The sequence below is a fragment of the Bacillus sp. A015 genome (assembly GCF_053851875.1).
Genome location: NZ_JBSPZB010000002.1, coordinates 155,238 through 173,079, shown reverse-complemented (window position 1 = coordinate 173,079; position 17,842 = coordinate 155,238). Strand labels below are relative to the sequence as shown.

At 43.1% G+C, this 17,842-nt stretch carries 17 protein-coding genes and 1 other annotated feature; of the genes, 8 read left to right on the top strand and 9 right to left on the bottom strand.

Features of this window, described 5'->3' with window-relative positions; all coding sequences use genetic code 11:
• Nucleotides 1-200 precede the first annotated feature (200 nt).
• Both rnz and ACSLGF_RS02485 read left to right on the top strand, forming a co-directional pair.
• Nucleotides 201-1,130 (top strand): ribonuclease Z, encoded by a 930-nt coding sequence (gene rnz / locus ACSLGF_RS02490; protein ID WP_456002218.1) that lies wholly within the window; start codon nt 201-203, stop codon nt 1,128-1,130.
• Between the two features lie 139 nt (nt 1,131-1,269).
• Nucleotides 1,270-2,577, top strand: a complete 1,308-nt coding sequence (locus ACSLGF_RS02485; protein WP_456002215.1) for an aminotransferase class I/II-fold pyridoxal phosphate-dependent enzyme — start codon at nt 1,270-1,272, stop codon at nt 2,575-2,577.
• A 46-nt stretch (nt 2,578-2,623) separates the two neighbouring features.
• Here ACSLGF_RS02485 and ACSLGF_RS02480 read toward each other — a convergent pair whose 3' ends face one another.
• Both ACSLGF_RS02480 and namA read right to left on the bottom strand, forming a co-directional pair.
• Entirely contained in the window at nt 2,624-3,388 is a 765-nt protein-coding gene (locus tag ACSLGF_RS02480) for an alpha/beta fold hydrolase (RefSeq protein ID WP_456002212.1), read from the bottom strand.
• A gap of 118 nt (nt 3,389-3,506) precedes the next feature.
• Nucleotides 3,507-4,523 (bottom strand): NADPH dehydrogenase NamA, encoded by a 1,017-nt coding sequence (namA, locus tag ACSLGF_RS02475; protein ID WP_456002209.1) that lies wholly within the window; start codon nt 4,521-4,523, stop codon nt 3,507-3,509.
• A 140-nt stretch (nt 4,524-4,663) separates the two neighbouring features.
• Between namA and ACSLGF_RS02470 the strand changes: the two genes are divergently transcribed.
• Nucleotides 4,664-6,277, top strand: a complete 1,614-nt coding sequence (locus ACSLGF_RS02470) for a M20/M25/M40 family metallo-hydrolase (RefSeq protein ID WP_099726730.1) — start codon at nt 4,664-4,666, stop codon at nt 6,275-6,277.
• Between the two features lie 33 nt (nt 6,278-6,310).
• Here ACSLGF_RS02470 and proC read toward each other — a convergent pair whose 3' ends face one another.
• On the bottom strand, nt 6,311-7,141 hold the full coding sequence (proC, locus tag ACSLGF_RS02465) for a pyrroline-5-carboxylate reductase (RefSeq protein WP_456002206.1): 831 nt from the start codon (nt 7,139-7,141) through the stop codon (nt 6,311-6,313).
• Between the two features lie 41 nt (nt 7,142-7,182).
• Nucleotides 7,183-7,394: a binding site (T-box leader), on the bottom strand.
• A gap of 168 nt (nt 7,395-7,562) precedes the next feature.
• On the opposite strand from proC, the gene ACSLGF_RS02460 reads away from it, so the two are divergent.
• Both ACSLGF_RS02460 and ACSLGF_RS02455 read left to right on the top strand, forming a co-directional pair.
• Nucleotides 7,563-8,513, top strand: coding sequence for an MBL fold metallo-hydrolase (locus ACSLGF_RS02460; RefSeq protein ID WP_456002203.1), 951 nt, complete (start codon nt 7,563-7,565; stop codon nt 8,511-8,513).
• Between the two features lie 12 nt (nt 8,514-8,525).
• Nucleotides 8,526-9,302: an SDR family NAD(P)-dependent oxidoreductase gene (locus ACSLGF_RS02455; RefSeq protein ID WP_456002200.1), complete on the top strand. Its 777-nt coding sequence runs from the start codon at nt 8,526-8,528 to the stop codon at nt 9,300-9,302.
• A 155-nt stretch (nt 9,303-9,457) separates the two neighbouring features.
• Here ACSLGF_RS02455 and ACSLGF_RS02450 read toward each other — a convergent pair whose 3' ends face one another.
• The gene (locus ACSLGF_RS02450; RefSeq protein ID WP_456002197.1) at nt 9,458-9,733 is read right to left on the bottom strand and encodes a VOC family protein; all 276 of its coding nucleotides are present in this window, start codon (nt 9,731-9,733) and stop codon (nt 9,458-9,460) included.
• A 17-nt stretch (nt 9,734-9,750) separates the two neighbouring features.
• The gene (locus tag ACSLGF_RS02445; RefSeq protein WP_456002194.1) at nt 9,751-11,079 is read right to left on the bottom strand and encodes a CoA-disulfide reductase; all 1,329 of its coding nucleotides are present in this window, start codon (nt 11,077-11,079) and stop codon (nt 9,751-9,753) included.
• A 188-nt stretch (nt 11,080-11,267) separates the two neighbouring features.
• Here ACSLGF_RS02445 and coaA point away from each other — a divergent pair, with 188 nt between their 5' ends.
• Nucleotides 11,268-12,227, top strand: coding sequence for a type I pantothenate kinase (gene coaA, locus ACSLGF_RS02440; RefSeq protein WP_456002191.1), 960 nt, complete (start codon nt 11,268-11,270; stop codon nt 12,225-12,227).
• Between the two features lie 230 nt (nt 12,228-12,457).
• Here coaA and ACSLGF_RS02435 read toward each other — a convergent pair whose 3' ends face one another.
• The 4 genes from ACSLGF_RS02435 to ACSLGF_RS02420 all read right to left on the bottom strand — a co-directional run bounded on the left by ACSLGF_RS02435 (nt 12,458) and on the right by ACSLGF_RS02420 (nt 16,122).
• Entirely contained in the window at nt 12,458-13,693 is a 1,236-nt protein-coding gene (locus ACSLGF_RS02435; protein ID WP_456002188.1) for an MDR family MFS transporter, read from the bottom strand.
• A gap of 235 nt (nt 13,694-13,928) precedes the next feature.
• On the bottom strand, nt 13,929-14,273 hold the full coding sequence (locus tag ACSLGF_RS02430; RefSeq protein WP_456002185.1) for a YolD-like family protein: 345 nt from the start codon (nt 14,271-14,273) through the stop codon (nt 13,929-13,931).
• A gap of 15 nt (nt 14,274-14,288) precedes the next feature.
• Nucleotides 14,289-15,521, bottom strand: a complete 1,233-nt coding sequence (locus ACSLGF_RS02425) for a DNA polymerase IV (RefSeq protein WP_456002182.1) — start codon at nt 15,519-15,521, stop codon at nt 14,289-14,291.
• A gap of 151 nt (nt 15,522-15,672) precedes the next feature.
• Complete coding sequence (locus ACSLGF_RS02420; RefSeq protein WP_456002179.1) at nt 15,673-16,122, bottom strand: YfmQ family protein; 450 nt, start codon at nt 16,120-16,122, stop codon at nt 15,673-15,675.
• 284 nt (nt 16,123-16,406) lie between these two features.
• On the opposite strand from ACSLGF_RS02420, the gene ACSLGF_RS02415 reads away from it, so the two are divergent.
• Together ACSLGF_RS02415 and ACSLGF_RS02410 are read left to right on the top strand one after the other, a co-directional pair.
• Entirely contained in the window at nt 16,407-16,886 is a 480-nt protein-coding gene (locus ACSLGF_RS02415) for a GNAT family N-acetyltransferase (RefSeq protein ID WP_456002176.1), read from the top strand.
• The gene (locus ACSLGF_RS02410) at nt 16,883-17,842 is read left to right on the top strand and encodes a GNAT family N-acetyltransferase (RefSeq protein WP_456002173.1); all 960 of its coding nucleotides are present in this window, start codon (nt 16,883-16,885) and stop codon (nt 17,840-17,842) included. The genes ACSLGF_RS02415 and ACSLGF_RS02410 overlap by 4 nt, the downstream gene beginning before the upstream one ends.

Sequence of the window (17,842 nt, the reverse complement as noted above, 5' to 3'; positions counted from 1 at the left end):
GTAGCATTGTAGTAAAAACCGAGAATGTATGTACATTTTCTTTATTTTAAAGGTTCATTGTTCGTAAAGCAAACATTTGATTCGACTTTTCTGCTCTAGTTTGACTTTTTTCAAAAATTCCGCTGAATTCACATTTACCTTGTCTTCATGTATTCTATATGAATGAAGATATTGTATACCGGCTGTAGGAGGAAAAAGTAATGGAACTGCTCTTTTTAGGAACAGGTGCAGGCATTCCTGCAAAAACAAGAAACGTCACTTGCACAGCGCTAAAGCTCTTAGAAGAGAGAAAAGCAGTGTGGCTTTTTGATTGCGGGGAAGCGACGCAGCATCAAATATTACATACAACGATTAAACCGAGAAAGATTGAGAAAATATTTATCACGCATATGCACGGTGATCATGTATATGGTCTCCCAGGACTGCTTGGCAGCAGGTCCTTTCAAGGCGGAGAGGATGAATTGACGATCTATGGTCCAAAGGGCATCAAAGCCTTTGTGAGCGCGGCACTTTCAGCTACACAAACGCATTTGACATATCCGCTGCATATCATAGAAATAGATGAAGGAGTCGTATTTGAGGATGATACCTTCCAAGTAGAAGCAAGACGGGTGTCGCACGGTATCCCAGCTTACGGTTATCGGGTTGTAGAAAAAGATGTACCTGGTGCATTAAAAGCCGAAGACCTAAAAGAAATCGGAGTAAAACCTGGACCTTTGTATCAGAAGTTAAAAAACGGGGAAACCATTACACTTGAAGATGGCAGAATCATTGACGGAACCGATTATTTGGAACCCCCTAAAAAAGGGAGGATTGTTGCATTTTCAGGAGATACTCGTTTGTGCGAGAATATAACAAGGCTTGCCAAGAATGCGGATGTGTTAGTCCATGAAGCAACATTCGGTAAAGAAGATGCAGAATTAGCCTACAATTATTATCACAGCACGACAGAACAGGCAGCGAAAACAGCGCAGGAAGCAGGCGCAAAAAGACTAATTTTGACCCATATTAGTGCACGGTACCAAGGAGAAGAGGCACTGAAACAACTGTTGAAAGAAGCCCGCGATATATTCCCGCTGACAGAAGCTGCACATGATTTCTCTTCTTTTACTATTGACCGCACCCTGTAAAAATTGGATGAATCGTTAAAAATAGTTGTGTGATTTTTTTGATATTTATGATGACGCTCTTTTTCAGGTAGTGGTAAAATGGTGAAGAAAAAACAAATGACATATCAAACTATGAAGAATACGGGAGGCACAATCAAAGATGAGCGGTTTTACAGCGTTAAGTGAAGCAGAATTGAATGACCTTTATTTGGCACTACAAAATGAGTATGAAACGTACAAAAGTAAAAACTTACACTTAGACATGTCTAGAGGTAAGCCTTCGCCAAAACAGCTTGATTTGTCTATGGGCATGCTCGATGTTGTGACATCAAGGGATGTGATGACAGCTGAGGATGGCACAGATGTGCGAAACTATGGCGGCTTGACAGGCCTTCCTGAAACGAAAAAATTTTTTGCAGATGTGCTCAATCTGAAGCCAGCACAAATCATCATTGGCGGTAATTCCAGCCTGAATATGATGCATGATACGATTGCCCGTGCCATGACTCACGGCGTATATGGCAGTAAAACACCTTGGGGAGAACTGCCAAAGGTAAAATTCCTTGCACCAAGTCCAGGGTATGACCGTCATTTTGCCATTTGTGAGCTATTTAACATAGAGATGATCACGGTAGATATGAAGGCTGATGGACCTGACATGGATCAGGTGGAAAAATTGGTCGCAGAAGATGAAGCCATTAAGGGCATTTGGTGTGTACCGAAATATAGCAACCCAGACGGTATTACGTATTCGGATGAGGTCGTTGACCGCCTTGCTTCAATGAAAACAAAAGCAGACGACTTCCGTATCTTTTGGGATGATGCCTATGCAGTCCACCACCTAACAGATACACCTGATACATTAAAAGATATTTTTCAAGCAGTAGAGGAAGCAGGACATCCAAACCGTGTGTTTATGTTTGCGTCTACTTCTAAAATTACATTCCCAGGCTCAGGTGTTGCACTGATGGCGTCTAGTCAAGACAATGTGAGCTTCACTCAAAAGCAATTATCAGTACAAACCATCGGACCAGATAAAATCAATCAATTAAGACACCTTCGTTTCTTTCAGAATCCAGAAGGCTTGAAGGAACATATGAAAAAACATGCTGCGATCATTAAGCCGAAGTTTGACCTCGTTCTTTCTATCCTTGACGAAAAGCTTGGCGAGAAAGGCATCGCTGAATGGCACAAGCCAAATGGCGGATATTTCATTAGTTTAAATACACTCGATCATTGTGCAAAAGCTGTTGTGCAAAAAGCGAAAGAAGCAGGTGTCACACTGACAGGTGCAGGGGCGACATATCCATATGGAAAAGACCCGCTTGATCGTAACATTCGCATTGCGCCAACGTTCCCAGCACTTGAAGAACTTGAGCAAGCGATTGATATCTTTACGTTATGTGTTCAGCTTGTCAGTATTGAAAAGCTGCTTTCTGAAAAAAGTCAATCTGCCCCAACGGCATAAATCAAAGAAACTCCTTGACTCATGACCGGTCAAGGAGTTTTCATTTTTAATTGGCTGTTTGATAATAGGAGACGGGTTGTTTGGCCGCGCACCATACATCATAGATTGCAAGCTGCACAATGTGCGGTTCATCGTGATGAATATAGTGCGAGCTGTTCTGCGCCTGAATCCATCCGCTTTGTGAGGATAAAGTCAGCATTCGTTTATGAAGCCTAAGCCAAGCTTCATGCGCTGGATGAAACAACCGGCTTTTGCCTGATGAAATGACAAGAAGCGGCATCATCCCATAATGTGTTTGTTCCTCTTTGATCGTGTTCAGCATTTGCTGAAAGTCCTCATGCGTACATTCTGCTGTGAATTGCGCCATATAGGAAGCACGTTCTTCCTTTGATAAAAGCGGCAGAATGATCTGCTCTTGCTCCTCACTTGCTGGGTCTAACAGCACCATGCCGATGACATCTTCTCTTCTGCGGCTTGCCCATAACCGGCTGATTAGAGAACCGAATGAGTGAGCCACAATGAGAAAGGGCGGCTGAATATTGGCTTGTTTTAAGAGCGCATCTAAATCATCTGCGAGGTCATGCAGGGTTCTTCCTTCATGGCTTTCACTGCTGTTTCCATTTCCTAAACGGTCGTATAAGAAAACCCCAAGTTCTGGGTCAATATCACGGGCCATATTTGTCCATGTATCGCCAGAAATTCCGTAGCCTGCTTCAAAGATAATGGTCGCTTGCCTTTTGCCTTGACGATGCTTCGTATTAAAGTGATGTCCATCTATATGATAAGTTCTTTCAATCATTACCGAGTTCATTCTTCCATCTCCTCTAAGTCGTTCTTTAGCTAAAAGACGGCACAAAAGGCAAAGATGTTTCTCTTAAAAACAAAAAAGAAGCCTATTTCAAAAAATAGACACCTTTTTCCTAGATACCTTACCAAGCGCGATCGTATTGACGCGGGGCTTCAATGGATGTTCGAAGCTCTTTGGCAGCTGTTTTTGGGAAATAAGGATCCCGTAAAAATTCTCTGCCGATAAAGATCAAGTCAGCACGATGGTTTTGCAAAATTTCTTCTGCCTGTACACCAGATGTGATCAAACCGACAGCTCCTGTTTGAATGCCGGCACCTTCTTTTATTTTCTCTGCGAACGTCACTTGGTAGCCGGGGAATATTTTGATTTTGGCCTGCACGACAGCGCCTGAGCTGACATCGATTAAGTCGACACCTTGTTCTTTCAGCCATGTGGCAATGCCAATATAATCAGCAATATCAAGCCCTTTTGTCGTGTAATCAGAAGCGGATACACGGATAAATAAAGGTCCATCCCATACGTCATTGACGGCATCAACGACTTCTCTTAAAAAGCGATAACGGTTTTCTGGTGAACCACCATACTCATCTGTTCGTTGATTCGCAAGCGGTGAAAGAAATTCGTTAATTAAATAGCCATGAGCACCATGAATCTCAATAATGTCAAAGCCAGCTTTTTTTGCCCGGACAGCCGCATCTTGAAACGCCTGAACGGTGTCTTTGATTTGATCGACAGACATCTCTACAGGTGTTTTAGACCGTTCATCAAACGGAATGCTGGATGGTGCAAGGATGTCACCGTCTAGTTCAGCTTTACGTCCTGCATGGGCGAGCTGGATGGCTGTTTTTGTTCCGTATGCTTTGATTTGTTCGTTTAATGAGGCAAATCCTTCAATGTGCTCATCACTCCAAATCCCGAGGTCTTGATCACTAATTCTTCCCTCAGGGGAAACAGCGCTCGCCTCAACCATGATCAGCCCAGCCTGACCTTGCGCGCGGGAAATATAATGTGCAAAGTGGAAAGGCTGTAATTTCCCATCGCGGTCATAGGATGAATACATACACATCGGGGACATCACGATGCGGTTTTTGAGCGTAACACCTTTTAATGTCCAAGGTGAAAAGAGTTTTGTTTCCAAATACCTTCGCCTCCTCATTGAATTGTATAGCCGATTATAACAGCCATTCAAACTTTCGTCATAAAAGGTGCTCAAAGAATATAGCTTTTATATACGTTTTTGTATAATAGAGGGAAAGAGACAACAAAGGGGGAAAACGGATGAAATGGCAAACAGAGAGTGAACTAAAAGAGCTGCTCACAGCTCTGATGCAGTATGAAAGCATATCTGGTACAACAGGAGAAGTAGCGTTAGCGGAATATTTATATTACTTGCTGAAGGAGCGGCCTTATTTTGAGCAGAACCCTGATCATTTGGCTTTGCATCCGATGAAAGATGGCCGGTATTTTTTAACGGCTCTAGTGAAGCGCAGCATGCTGCCACGTACCGTTTTGCTTCTTAGTCATTTTGATGTAGTCGATACAGAGGATTACGGAGAATTTCAAAACATGGCATGTAAGCCAGAAGAGCTGATGGCCTCCTTTTCGCAAAAAAGTGCGCTTCTTCCAAAGAGGGCAAGAGAGGACCTTGCTTCAGGCGACTGGCTGTTTGGAAGAGGTGCCATGGATATGAAAGCAGGTCTCGCCGTGCAGCTTTCTATGCTGGAAAGAGCGATGACAGATAGCTTTGAAGGAAATGTCCTGCTCGTCACAGTCCCGGATGAAGAGGTGAATTCACAGGGAATGCTGGAGGCTGTCCCTAAGCTAAAAGAGCTCAAGGAGGAGTATGACCTTGATTATACCGCGTGTTTAAATAGTGAGCCGATGTTTGAAAAGTATCCAGGTGATACGCACCAATATATCTATACAGGCAGTATAGGGAAGGTGCTTGCCGGATTTTTTTGCAAAGGGATTGAAACGCATGTAGGAGAGCCATTCTCAGGCTTAAATGCAAATTTTATGGTATCTGAATTAAACCGGTTGTTAGAGCTGAATAGTGATTATTGTGAGGAAGTAGATGGTGAAGTGACACCTCCTCCGACCAATTTGATGCAAAAGGACTTAAAAGAAGCCTATTCCGTTCAAACGCCTCACACGGCTGTTTCTCTATTTAACGTGCTCATGATGAAACGCTCAAGTGAAGAGCTGCACGGGCTTCTCTACGACACTGCGAAACAAGCAGCAGTCCAAATCGAGGCCAATCTTAGACAGAAAACAGCTGAATTTCAGCGCTTTAAACATTTCACCCCGATTGACACGAGCATCACGGTTCTCACGTATCAAGAGCTGTATCAAAAAGCCGCTGAACGATCAGGTACGCAGGAGGTCGAGCGAATTGTCAACTATGCATTCGCGAACCGAGGTGAGCTTGGAGATCGCGACTTTTCAACAAAAATCGTATCAGAGCTGACGACGCTTTGTAAGGAAGAGGGACCGCTGATTGTTCTGTTTTATAGTCCGCCATTTTACCCTTCTGTGTCCTCAACGGATGAGCCGCATATCCAGACAGCCTTAAAGAAGATTCAAAGGAAGGCAAAGGAGGTCTATAGGCTTGAAGTAGAGGAAGTGAAATATTTCCCCGGATTGTCTGATTTAAGCTACTTGCAGCTCGAAAAACAGAATGTAGGCGATTACACGACCAACATGCCGCTTTACCAAAAAGGTTATTCATTACCACAAGGAGAAAAGGAGGCTCTTTACGTTCCGGTCATCAACGTTGGTCCATTAGGAAAAGACCCGCACAAATGGACAGAACGGCTGCATGTCCCGTTCTCTTTCGGTATATTGCCGTCATTACTAGAATCAACGATTCATGCTTTATTAGAAAAGAATTAAGTGAAAGCTCTATCGCGATGATAGGGCTTTTCTTTATCTTTTATAGGTGTTTGCTGAAAACATGTCGTTTAATTCTGCGGCACGTTTTGTCGCTGTTTTCACACAATCGACAATCGCTTCTTCAAATTGATAGGAAGCAAGTGTGTTCAGTCCGGCTTCGGTCGTTCCGCCTTCGCTTGTGATTTCTTTGCGCAGTTCAGCAGGTTCCTTTTCGCTATTTTGAAGCATATTGGCAGCGCCTGCAATCATTTGGCAAATGAGCAATTTTGCTGTTGCTTGGTCCATACCAAGTTCAGAAGCGCCTCGCTCCATTCCTTCAATCAAATGATAAATGAAGGCAGGACCGCTGCCTGCGATGGCTGTGACAGCATTTAGCTGTGATTCGTCTAATACCGTCACATGACCGATCGTTTCAAACAGCTCGACCGCCTTTTTCTTTTGCTCCTCAGTGACTTCATCACTTACCGCAATGCCTGTTGCTGATTGCTGAATCGCCGCTGATGTATTGGGCATCGCGCGAACCACCGCAGTTTTCCCGCCAGCATAGTGTTGAATTGTTTCAATGGAGATACCCGCTAAAATAGAAATGATCAGCTGTCCATTTAAGTAAGGGCGTACCTCACAAATCCCGCTTTCCGCATCTTTCGGTTTTAAAGCAAATACCAAAATATCCGCTTCTTCATAAATAAAGGAACGAGAGAAATCCGTTTTGATCCCATAACGCACCTTTAATTCGTTTAATCGTTTTTCGTTTGTTTTATTTGTGACAATGATATCTTCATTTGACATGATACCACTTTTTAATAAACCTTTAATCATAGACTCCGCCATCGAGCCTGCACCGATAAATCCAATTTTACTCATAAGCTGCTCCCCCTTGTAGAAAATAAAAAAACCTCTCGCCTGAAAAGGACGAAAGGTTTTTCGCGGTACCACCCTCAATTAGCATGCAAACATGCATACTCAGCTCTAGTCCCTTAACGCGGGAAACGTTTAGGTTTGCCTAACAGCTCAAAGGGCAGGTTCAGCAAATAAGAGGATGGTGAAGTCTTACAGCCGGCGGACCTCACTCTCTTGCATCATTATTTTGCCTACTAATCCTTGTCATCGCGCATCTTATATTTGTTGTTCATTATGCAACGATGGACAAGTTTGTGTCAATAGGGGCAGATAAAAAATTGACCATCCAAACCGCATGACAGTCTGCCCTTTGCAAGATACAATGAATAAAGAAGGTTGAGTTGTGATCATCCATGAGTCAAAAAGCAGGAGATGACGTATAAAAGTGAAAGAAGAAATCATTCAATTATCCATCCCTACACCGTTTGCCGTTGGGGATGTGCATGCATATGTATTAAAAGGAGATGCCGTGACCTTAGTGGATTGCGGGCCGATGACACAGGAGGCGGAGCATGCCTTTGTCATGCAATTAAAGGAACATCATTTATCGATAGACGATATTGATCAAGTGGTTTTGACCCATCATCATGCAGATCATGTCGGTCTTTTAAATCTGATGAAACCTCATGTCCGTGTGATCGGACACCAGTTAAATGAGCGCTATATTAGTCAGGATTCAGCATTTAAGCAGCGCCAAATTGACTTTATGGATCGTTTTTTTCAGCAGTTAGGTGTACCGCTTCGTCAAGATGAGTGTGAAAGAATCGTGAAGCAATCTTATACATATTCTTGTACAGCACATGTTGATGATGTCATAAAAGAAGGCGATCGTTTGAAGGGGCATGAACACTTCTTTGTGATGGAAACCCCAGGACATGCACAGTCGCATCTTTCCTTTCTAGATGAAACAACAGGGAATTTCATTGGCGGTGACCTGCTGCTGACGACCATTTCCTCAAACCCGCTAATGGAAGCGCCGAATGAAGGCAAGGAACGTCAAAAATCGCTGCTTCAGTATAAAACATCCCTCAATCGATTATTGCGTTTGCCAATCAAGACCATCTATCCAGGACACGGTCAGCTGATTACATCCCATCTCGAATTGATCGAAGAACGATTTAAGAAACAAGAAAGGCGGGCAAATACCATGTATCAGCTGCTCAAACGAAAAGAAATGACCGCCTTTCATCTTTGCCGCACGCTGTTTCCAGTACTGTATGAAGAGGCTTTATTTTTAACCATGTCTGAGACAGTCGGACAGCTGGATGTACTCTTAGCGGCTGAACAAATTGAAGAAGTGCAAAAAGACGGAATCCTCTATTACCGAGCAAACTAAGGAGTGAAACGCATGGGGCGATTAACAGGAAAGAGAATATGGATTACAGGCGCATCTGGCGGCCTTGGTGAGAAAATGGCGTACTTGGCAGCAGAAGAAGGCGCAGAAATCATCATTTCAGCAAGACGAATCGAGAAGCTTACAGGTGTGAAAGAACAGATCATGAGCGCTGGCGGGGTGTGTCACATCGCTCAGCTTGATGTCAGCCAGCTTGAGGACATTGATCGAGCGTATCAAGAAGTAGGTGCCGTTGATATTTTGGTCAACAATGCCGGCTTTGGTGTATTCGATCTCGTAGAAGATGCGTCCATTGAGGAAATGGTGTCGATGTTTGAGGTGAATGTGTTTGGCTTAATTGCCTGCACGAAAAAGGTCATCCCAGAGATGAAACAAAGAGGGCAGGGGCATATTATCAATATCGCGTCTCAGGCAGGTAAAATTGCCACCCCCAAATCAGCGATTTATTCAGCATCAAAGCACGCCGTCCTTGGATTTTCAAACAGCCTCAGAATGGAGCTGGCAGACTGCGGCATTCACGTCACGACAGTGAACCCGGGACCGATTGCTACAGACTTCTTTACCATCGCAGATCGCAGCGGTGAATATGTGAAGAACGTTGATTTTATGATGCTTAGTGCAGACAAAGTGGCAGGGAAGGTCGTATCAGCTATGATGACGAAAAAAAGAGAAATTAATTTACCAGGCTGGATGAACGCTGGGAGTAAATTGTATCAATTATTCCCGTTTTTATTTGAAAAAGCAGCACGCAAAGCGATGATGAAAAAATAACTCAAAAAAGAAACCGGTCATCAACTGGTTTCTTTTTCTGTTTGATGGGGCTTAATATTGGTGACGCCAAAGACATTGCCATCAACATCCTCGAAGCTAAAACCACCTAAGTCTGGCTCAGCTAATAGTTGAATATCCGATACTATCACTTCATGCTAGATGAGATACTGATGGAACTTTTTTAAATCCTTCACAAACAGATCAATCATACTATGTCGAACCCCTGTAAAAGAGTTCATAAAGTAGATTCGTTTCTCGCTTTCTGTTTTGACAAGATAAAAGGAAGGACCCTTGCCATGAGTAAAGGTGAGCATGGCCGCTTCTTCTGAATGATGTATGACTGTCATATCTAATAGCTTTTCATACCAAGAGATGGCCCGACGGATATTTGTAACAGGAATTTCAATGGTGGCAATTTGTTGAATGTACATTGTATTCACATCTTTTTTTATGTTCGCCTTGCAGCTTGCTGAAGTGGATCCCATACACTGTTAATAGGCGGTGCATAGCTAATATCTAAATCTTCAAGGTCTGTCATGGTCAGCTCTTGGTAAAGGGCAGCTGCCATGACATCGATTCGTTTATCTACACCGTTTCTGCCGATGATTTGGGCACCAAGCAAGGTGTGGTCATCGCTTCTGTAAACCAGTTTTACTTTCATTTTCTGCGCATCTGGGTAGTATCCAGCGTGATCAGTACTGTCAATGGTGATGGTGGAGAAAGGGATGCCCGCTTCTTTTGCTTCTTTTTCTGATAAGCCCGTTCGTCCCGCTGTCACGTCCATAAATTTCATCACCGCTGTTCCGGTCACGCCTTGAAACGCCCGGTGTGTCCCTGTCATATGAAAGCCTGCGATTCTTCCTTGTTTATTCGCTGTCGTGCCGAGCGGAATATAATCCAGTGCTTTTTTTATGCGGTGATAGGTCGCTGCGCAATCCCCGGCAGCATAGATGTCTTTTACATTGGTCTGCATGTATTCATTCACCGCAATTGCTCCATTTTGAAGACGATTGATCCCTATGCCGTCTAAAAAGGCTGTTTGCGGAGTGACACCAATGGCGATGATGACCATATCCGTTGCAATGGTCTGTTTGTCTGTTTGAACAGCTGTTACATGTGTCCTGCCCTCTAATTTCTGCACTGTTTCTCCAAGCACCACGTGAATGCCTTGATCGTCTGCTTCTTCTTTAAGATATTTTGCCATATCGGGGTCAAAGCCTGGACCAAGTGTTGCCCCTCGTTGAATGATGTGAACGTCTTTTCCTAGCGCTTTTAAATTTTCTGCCATTTCTAAGCCGATATATCCTCCGCCGATGATGGTGATATGTGTGACGTCTTTTTTTAAATGGTCTAAAATGGACAGCGCATGTGGGATTGTTTTTAATACGTGTACGCCTTCTAATGGATGGCTATCTAGATCCAGTGCAACGGGGCTTGCTCCTGTCGCAATTAACAGCCTGTCATACGTTTCTGTAAATGGTTCTTTTGTTTTGGTGTGAATGCCCGACACCGTTTTTTGCTCTGGGTCAATGGATGTCACTTCGTGTAAGCATCTGGCGTCAATTCCATATTTGTCGCGAAAGGTTTCAGCGCTGCGTGCGATGAGCTTTTTGTGATGATCAATGAGACCGCCGATCAAGTAGGGGAGTCCGCACTGTCCATATGAGAAAATCTCTCCTTTTTCAAAAGCCACAATGTGTGCGTCTGGATCCTCTCTATATATTTGCATAGCGCAGCTCATTCCTGCTGCATCTCCGCCAATCATCACATATTTCATTTGGTGTGCTCCCTTCTATCTATCAAACTGAATACTCTTATTTACCCTCATTTTCCTTTTTTTAATGCTTTTTTTTCGCAAAAGAAGCAAACTTTAGTTGAAAAATAAAGACAGCGCCTTCATTTTAGGCTACAATCGGATTATCGTCTTTTTGGTTATGAGCTTAGTGAAGATTGGTGGGAAAGACTTTGAGTGACGAACGACTGGATTTTAATACACTATATACACGCCATACGAGAGAGGCCTGGGCAGCTCTTGGGGAATATATGCCGGTATCTATTTCAGAAGAGGAAGCAAGAGCGCTTCAAGGGTTAAACGACTATTTATCGCTTGAAGAAGTTCGAGATATTTACATACCACTTATTCGTTTTCTGACATTACATGTCTTTGCAGAAAAACAAAAAAACCAGCATGTGAATACTTTTTTAAACTACCCACATCATGCCAAAATCCCCTTTTTAATTGGGATTGCTGGAAGTGTGGCTGTTGGGAAAAGCACGACTGCGCGTATCATTGAGACTCTTTTATCAAGGCTTGGAGATGGGCGGAAGGTGAGTCTTGTGACAACTGATGGCTTTTTGTATCCCCAAAAAGAGTTAAAAGATCGAGGGCTGATGGAAAAGAAAGGCTTCCCAGAAAGCTATGATGTCAAAGCCCTTCTTTCTTTTTTAAATGAATTGAAATCAGGTAAACAAACTGTGCATGCCCCGGTGTATTCGCATCTTACCTATGACCGGCTTGATGGGGTGTATGAAACAGTGGAGGATGCAGATATTGTGATCATCGAAGGGATCAATGTGCTGCAATCACCAGCACTTGAAGATCTAAAGGATGAACCGCGCGTGTTTGTATCAGATTTCTTTGATTTTTCGATTTATGTGGATGCCGCTGAAACCCAAATTCAATCTTGGTATAAAGAGCGGTTCCGTTTGCTGCGGGAAACAGCCTTCCAAGACCCTGAATCCTTCTTTCATCAATACAAAGATTTGACGGATGAAGAGGCGGATCAGATGGCAAGCACGATTTGGAATACAGTGAATCGCCCTAACTTATATGAAAATATTTTGCCGACAAAATATCGAGCTGATTTGATTTTGAAAAAAGGCGATCAGCATAAGGTGGAAGAGATCGCCATCCGCCGGGTATAAAGAAAACCGCTCACACATGAGAGCGGTTCAGCGTGTAGACAAACCCTCGCATTCGGTGTCAGTCCTGCGTGCCGGTGCTCACGAATGTCAAATTCGCTCCGCTCCGGTACTCGTCCTTCCTAGACTGCAAAGGTTTTCTATCACGCTGAAAAGAAGACAAAGGGCTAAAATAAAGATCATTTTAGCCCTTTGTCAACAATCTGAACCGCTCACACATGAGAGCGGTTTTTTTAATGACCTCCACTTACTTTAACAGCCACGTCAGCCGACGATCGTTTTTTCAGTCGGTAGTATCCGATGAGTAAGAACGGTACACCCGCAATCGTGACAATGGACAGCACTGAAAAAATAGAAAGGGGATGCGCTGCGCCAAAATAGTCAATACACAATCCGCCGGCCCACGGTCCGATGACGCTGCCAAGCTGAGAAAATCCCATTGCGCCAAAGTACGATCCCTTCACTTCAGGCTTTGCAATATTGTCCACAAAGAGATCCATCATTGCAAACAGCAGTACTTCACCAATCGTAAATACGACAATGATGAAAGCAAGCATGCCAAGACTTTGTGAAAAAGAAATGGCAAACAAACTACCGGCAAGAAGAATATTCCCAGTGGTCAACGACAAAATGGTTGAGTAGCGCTTGGCGATCATGATGAGCGGATATTGCACGACAATGACAACGACTGCATTTAAGGATAAAAGATATCCAAACAGCTTAGGGCCATCCTCAATAACAGGAGACGCTGATAAATATTGAGGCAGCGTTGAGCTTAGATGTGAATAGCCAAACGAACATAAGGTAACGCCGATGAGGATAATGCTAAAGACCGTATCTTTTTGGATAATAGAAAGGGCTTTTTTGACGCTGATTTGTTTGATGCTTTCTGGAGCAGCAACTGGATGTTTCTGAAATTGCCATGCCAGCATTAATCCGTATAAAAAGTAAATAAAGGCAGCGACGAGAAACGGAAAGGTTGTTTTCGATGACCCAAGATATAAGCCGAGCAGCGGGCCGAAGATCACACCAATGTTAATGGCTGTATACCGTAAATTAAAAACAAATAATCGTATGCTTGACGGGGTGACATCTGATAAGAGCGCCTTAGATGTTGGCTCAAAAAGTGCACGGCACAGCCCATTTAAAGCGTTCATGATAAAGAAGACCCAAATGGCATCTGCAAATGCAAAGCCAACAAAAACAAGTGCCCAACCGAAGATGGATAGAAGCATGACCTTTTTTCTGCCGATTCGGTCAGAAATATAGCCTCCGTAAAAACTCGCAACGATCCCAATAAGAGAGCTAACAGCAATGATTAACCCAGCTGAAGAGGCTGAGGCTCCTTTGACTTGAGTCAAATAAACGGCTAAAAAAGGAATACTCATGGACGTCGCCATTCGGCCAAATATTGTGCCGATGATGATCGTCCAACTAAGTGGATGTAAAGTACGTAAGTTATTTTTCATGCTGTTTCTCCCTTGAGTTTGTAAGATGTTCCAATCATACATGAAAAATTGTGCAAATTAAATACACAATTTGATGGAGGAGACATCCGCCATATGGCAGAGAAGCTTGAACTGGTCACAAATTCGGAGAGCGTGTTTCTTGTTGACGATGCATTTGAGGCCTTGATGGATATTGATTTTTCAGAAAAAGGAAGCGGATGACTTTCCGCTGATTCGCACTGTCATTTGACGACAATCAATCGAGCTCAATGGCAACAATTTGCTGCAAGGACAGGTTTAGAACATCTTCATCATTGATGATTTTCATGCGCTGCGTTTCATAATGAATGGCTTTGACCCAGCCCCAAAACTGCTCTTTCACACCTGAGGAGACATACGTGATGCAAATGGCTTGATCCTCGGTAATCGACTGTGTGATCAAAAAATTCATTTCCTCTAGCTGATCGGTGCTCAGCGGGGGAGGCGTATATTCTTTTTTCTTTCGTTTTTGAGCAAGAAGCTGCTCCCGGTGCTCTGGCAGCATCATTCGGCTCGATTCCCACATGATGTTGTATCCAGGTGTTAATTTATTGGGATTCATAGTTGTTTGCCTCCGTTATTTATAATGTCCGCCAATTTTTTCGGCGCGGTGATATGCCTGCCCTGCGCTTGTGAGTGACGAAGCGTGCAGTAATGCAGCAGGACCATACTTCATATGAATCGCATCGAATACTTTGCTGAGTTTGTCTTTCTTAAAATGGTGATCAAATAAAGTCAGCTGATATTGGCTGTCAGACTGCAGCTGTGAGAGAGTAATGCCCACACTGCGGATGGGCTGACCATCCCAGTGCTGCTGGCATAGCTGTATGGCTGCTTCTGCAATATCTGTGCCGTACTGTGTGGGTGAATGAAGCTTGATTTGTCTATGAAATCCTGTCGGATGTGAAAAATCAGCGCCTCTCACGCCGACAGACACCGTTTGCCCAAGATAATGCTTAAAACGTGCACGCCTTGCCACTTCTTCACTCAATTCAATAAGGGCGACTTTGATGTCCTCAAAAGACGCATAATCATGGGGAAGGGTCATATGATGCCCAACGGCTTTTTGCTGATCATGTGTGTGAACGGTGACCGGTGAGGGATCGATCCCTAAAGCTGTTCGCTGCAAGAGCTCCCCATTGATTCCCCAGCGTTTTTGTAGCCGGTCTAATGGATAAGTAGCAAGTGTCCCAATGGTACTGATGCCCATTCGTTTTAAATGATGCTCCATTCGTTTGCCGACGCCAAATAATTTCCCAATCGGAAGCGGCCATAAATCAGCAGCAACCCGGTCTGCACGAAGTTCATAGATGCCAGATGTGTTTTTTTTAGCAAAGTGGTCACAGGCCATTTTAGCGAGCACTTTATTAGGACCGATGCCAATACGGGCGTAAATGCCAGTCTGGTTCATGATGGTGGTTTGTATATTTTCAGCGATCTCGTGCGGAGAGCCGAGTAGTGTAAGACTGCCTGTAATATCAAGAAACTGTTCATCAATTGAATACGGTTCGACAAGGTCTGTGTATTGTTCAAGCAGTTCTGTCATCATGACAGAGACATCAAGATAGCGCTGCATACGTGGACGTACGACCACTGCTTCGGGACATTTCTCCTGTGCTTCCCATAATCTTGATGCATTTTGTACGCCTCGTTTCTTGGCGAGAGGGCAGGCTGCAAGTACGACCCCGCTTCGCCGCTCTGGATCTCCTGAGACAATGAGCGGCACATCCTCCAAATGAGGAGCCTCCACTTTTTCTACTGACGCATAAAATGACTGCATATCCACAAGCAGAATCGCTCGTTCATTCATTGTTTTCACCTCTTAGAACATATGTTCTTATTGTAACCGTCAGGAGGCGGAATTCATACTGGTAAATCATTCAAAGAAAAGAGTGTATATCCATACAAAAAAGACGAAGTGGAAGACACTTCGTCTAATCTGATGCAAAATGAGCATGTTTTCATGCATGTGCCATGTTGTGGGATGTTTGGAGCGGTTCAGAACGCAAACGATAAGCTGTAAGCTTTTTCTTTGGCTTATGTGTAAACTGCCGCACCACATCCACGTGGTCATCATAATGAAACAAATAAAGGGTCACATCCTGCTTGCCAAGCTTTGTTTGCATTGTAAGCGGCGCCGGCCCTTCATTCGGATGAAGAAAACGCTCTTCATCACCAGGATAAATATAATAGCGTTCAATAAAGATCGCTTCATTAAAATGTTGAATGATTTCAGATTTTTGCTGATCATCGAGCGGACGACCTTGAAACGTCATATTTGTTTGATCACTTGTTACTTTTGCATGCACCGCATAACGACTAAAAAGGCGTTCAACAACACCAGAAGGCAGCGAAGTGACAAGCAACTTTAACAGACTAAACACAACAAGCGAAGTAACAATCCAAACCAATATCATCATCTCCAATAAACATTTGTTACATTTCCTATATGAACCATCTTAACATAACAAAAGAATGAAACCTTCGCACAAAAAGTGAACATTATGAAATAAGTGTGAAGATTTAAAAGGAGAAGGGGGCTGAAAGCACGAAGAACCAACAAAGCTGAAATGACAAAAGGCGGACACGTGATCTTTACAAACAATTGATCGGACCGGTAGAATATTGAAAGAATAGCTTTTTTGTGAAAAAAGAGAGAGCGGTAAAGCTAAAAATGAAAAGGGGCGAGGTCAGCATGATACGTCAAGTGAAGCCATCAGATTTTTACGCCGTCACATCCGTCATTCAAAGCTGGTGGGAAGGCAGAGCTTTGCGTGCAAAATTGCCAAAGCTATTTTTTGAACATTTTCAGCAAACAAGTTTTGTCGTCATTGAAAAAGGAGAACTGATCGGCTTTTTAGTCGGTTTTCTATCGCAATCTCATTCTGATGAAGCCTACATTCATTTTGTAGGTGTACATCCAGACCATCGGAAATTAAAAATAGGGGAAATCCTGTATCAAGCCTTTTATGATGTGGCAAAACAGGAAGGAAGAACAACCGTTAAAGCGGTAACAGCACCTGTAAATAAAGTATCGATTGCCTATCATGCAAAATTGGGCTTTCAAATTGAAAAAGGGGATAAAACTGTAGAAGGAATCTCCGTGTTTTCAGACTATGATGGAATAAATGAAGATCGTGTTTTATTTGTGAAAAAGTTAGAGGCAATGCAATGATTGTCAATTTAGATCAAACAATAAGTGATGTAGCAAAGAAGATCTTACATATTCAACTAGCTGCATACCAACAAGAAGCTGAACAAATTGGCTATGCTGATCTTCCGCCATTAAAAGAGACCATTCAAGATGTAATGAAAGCAAAAGAGCAATTTATTGGTTTTGAGCAAAAGGAAATCTTATTAGGTGTAGTCTCTTATGAAGAGCAGAAAGATTATTTGATCATTAGTCGATTGGCTGTGCATCCAAAAGCGCTAAAGCAGGGTATTGGAACAAGACTTATGTCTACAATTATGGAGAAAAATGTCCCTATAGAACTGACCACAGGGCAAAAAAACACCCCTGCAAAAAGGCTATACGAAAAGTTAGGATTTCTTGAAACAAATGTGGTTCAAGTTGCAAAAGAGCTCACCTTATCAAAAATGAAATGGACACCGAGGCGAAAGGTTGAGGTTGTCGAATTCAAAAAAGAATGGCATGAAGAATTCCGTCAAGAAAAGCAGCAACTCAAGCAAATCATTCAAAAGAGCTGGATAGAAGGACATCATATTGGTAGTACGTCAGTTGAAGGACTTGTTGCCAAACCAATTATTGATATATTAATAGAAGTAAGCCATATAGAAGAGATCGATAGAAAAAAAGAGAGATTTGAACACCTTGGATACCAAGCGCTCGGTGAAAATGGCATAAAAGGGAGACGTTTTTTTCAAAAGGGTGGCTTGAATCGTACGCATCATGTCCATGTTTATGAAAGGAATCACCCTGATGTGAAAAGACATTTATTGTTTCGAGATTACTTAAGAGTCTACCCAGAACGAGCTGCAGCGTATGCGTCTGTCAAGGAACAATTAGCAAATCAGTATCCGGAAGATATACAAAGCTATATGGCAGGAAAGAATGAAATCATAAAAGAAATAGAAAATGAGGCATATCGCTGGGATAGAGGAAGCTCTTAA

Excerpts from the sequence above, each read along its gene's own strand:
- rnz (WP_456002218.1), top strand. The coding sequence starts at position 201 with ATGGAACTGCTCTTTTTAGGAACAGGTGCAGGCATTCCTGCAAAAACA.
- ACSLGF_RS02485 (WP_456002215.1), top strand. The coding sequence starts at position 1,270 with ATGAGCGGTTTTACAGCGTTAAGTGAAGCAGAATTGAATGACCTTTAT.
- ACSLGF_RS02480 (WP_456002212.1), bottom strand. The coding sequence starts at position 3,388 with ATGAACTCGGTAATGATTGAAAGAACTTATCATATAGATGGACATCAC.
- ACSLGF_RS02470 (WP_099726730.1), top strand. The coding sequence starts at position 4,664 with ATGAAATGGCAAACAGAGAGTGAACTAAAAGAGCTGCTCACAGCTCTG.
- proC (WP_456002206.1), bottom strand. The coding sequence starts at position 7,141 with ATGAGTAAAATTGGATTTATCGGTGCAGGCTCGATGGCGGAGTCTATG.
- ACSLGF_RS02455 (WP_456002200.1), top strand. The coding sequence starts at position 8,526 with ATGGGGCGATTAACAGGAAAGAGAATATGGATTACAGGCGCATCTGGC.
- ACSLGF_RS02450 (WP_456002197.1), bottom strand. The coding sequence starts at position 9,733 with ATGTACATTCAACAAATTGCCACCATTGAAATTCCTGTTACAAATATC.
- ACSLGF_RS02445 (WP_456002194.1), bottom strand. The coding sequence starts at position 11,079 with ATGAAATATGTGATGATTGGCGGAGATGCAGCAGGAATGAGCTGCGCT.
- ACSLGF_RS02435 (WP_456002188.1), bottom strand. The coding sequence starts at position 13,693 with ATGAAAAATAACTTACGTACTTTACATCCACTTAGTTGGACGATCATC.
- ACSLGF_RS02430 (WP_456002185.1), bottom strand. The coding sequence starts at position 14,273 with ATGAATCCCAATAAATTAACACCTGGATACAACATCATGTGGGAATCG.
- ACSLGF_RS02425 (WP_456002182.1), bottom strand. The coding sequence starts at position 15,521 with ATGAATGAACGAGCGATTCTGCTTGTGGATATGCAGTCATTTTATGCG.
- ACSLGF_RS02415 (WP_456002176.1), top strand. The coding sequence starts at position 16,407 with ATGATACGTCAAGTGAAGCCATCAGATTTTTACGCCGTCACATCCGTC.
- ACSLGF_RS02410 (WP_456002173.1), top strand. The coding sequence starts at position 16,883 with ATGATTGTCAATTTAGATCAAACAATAAGTGATGTAGCAAAGAAGATC.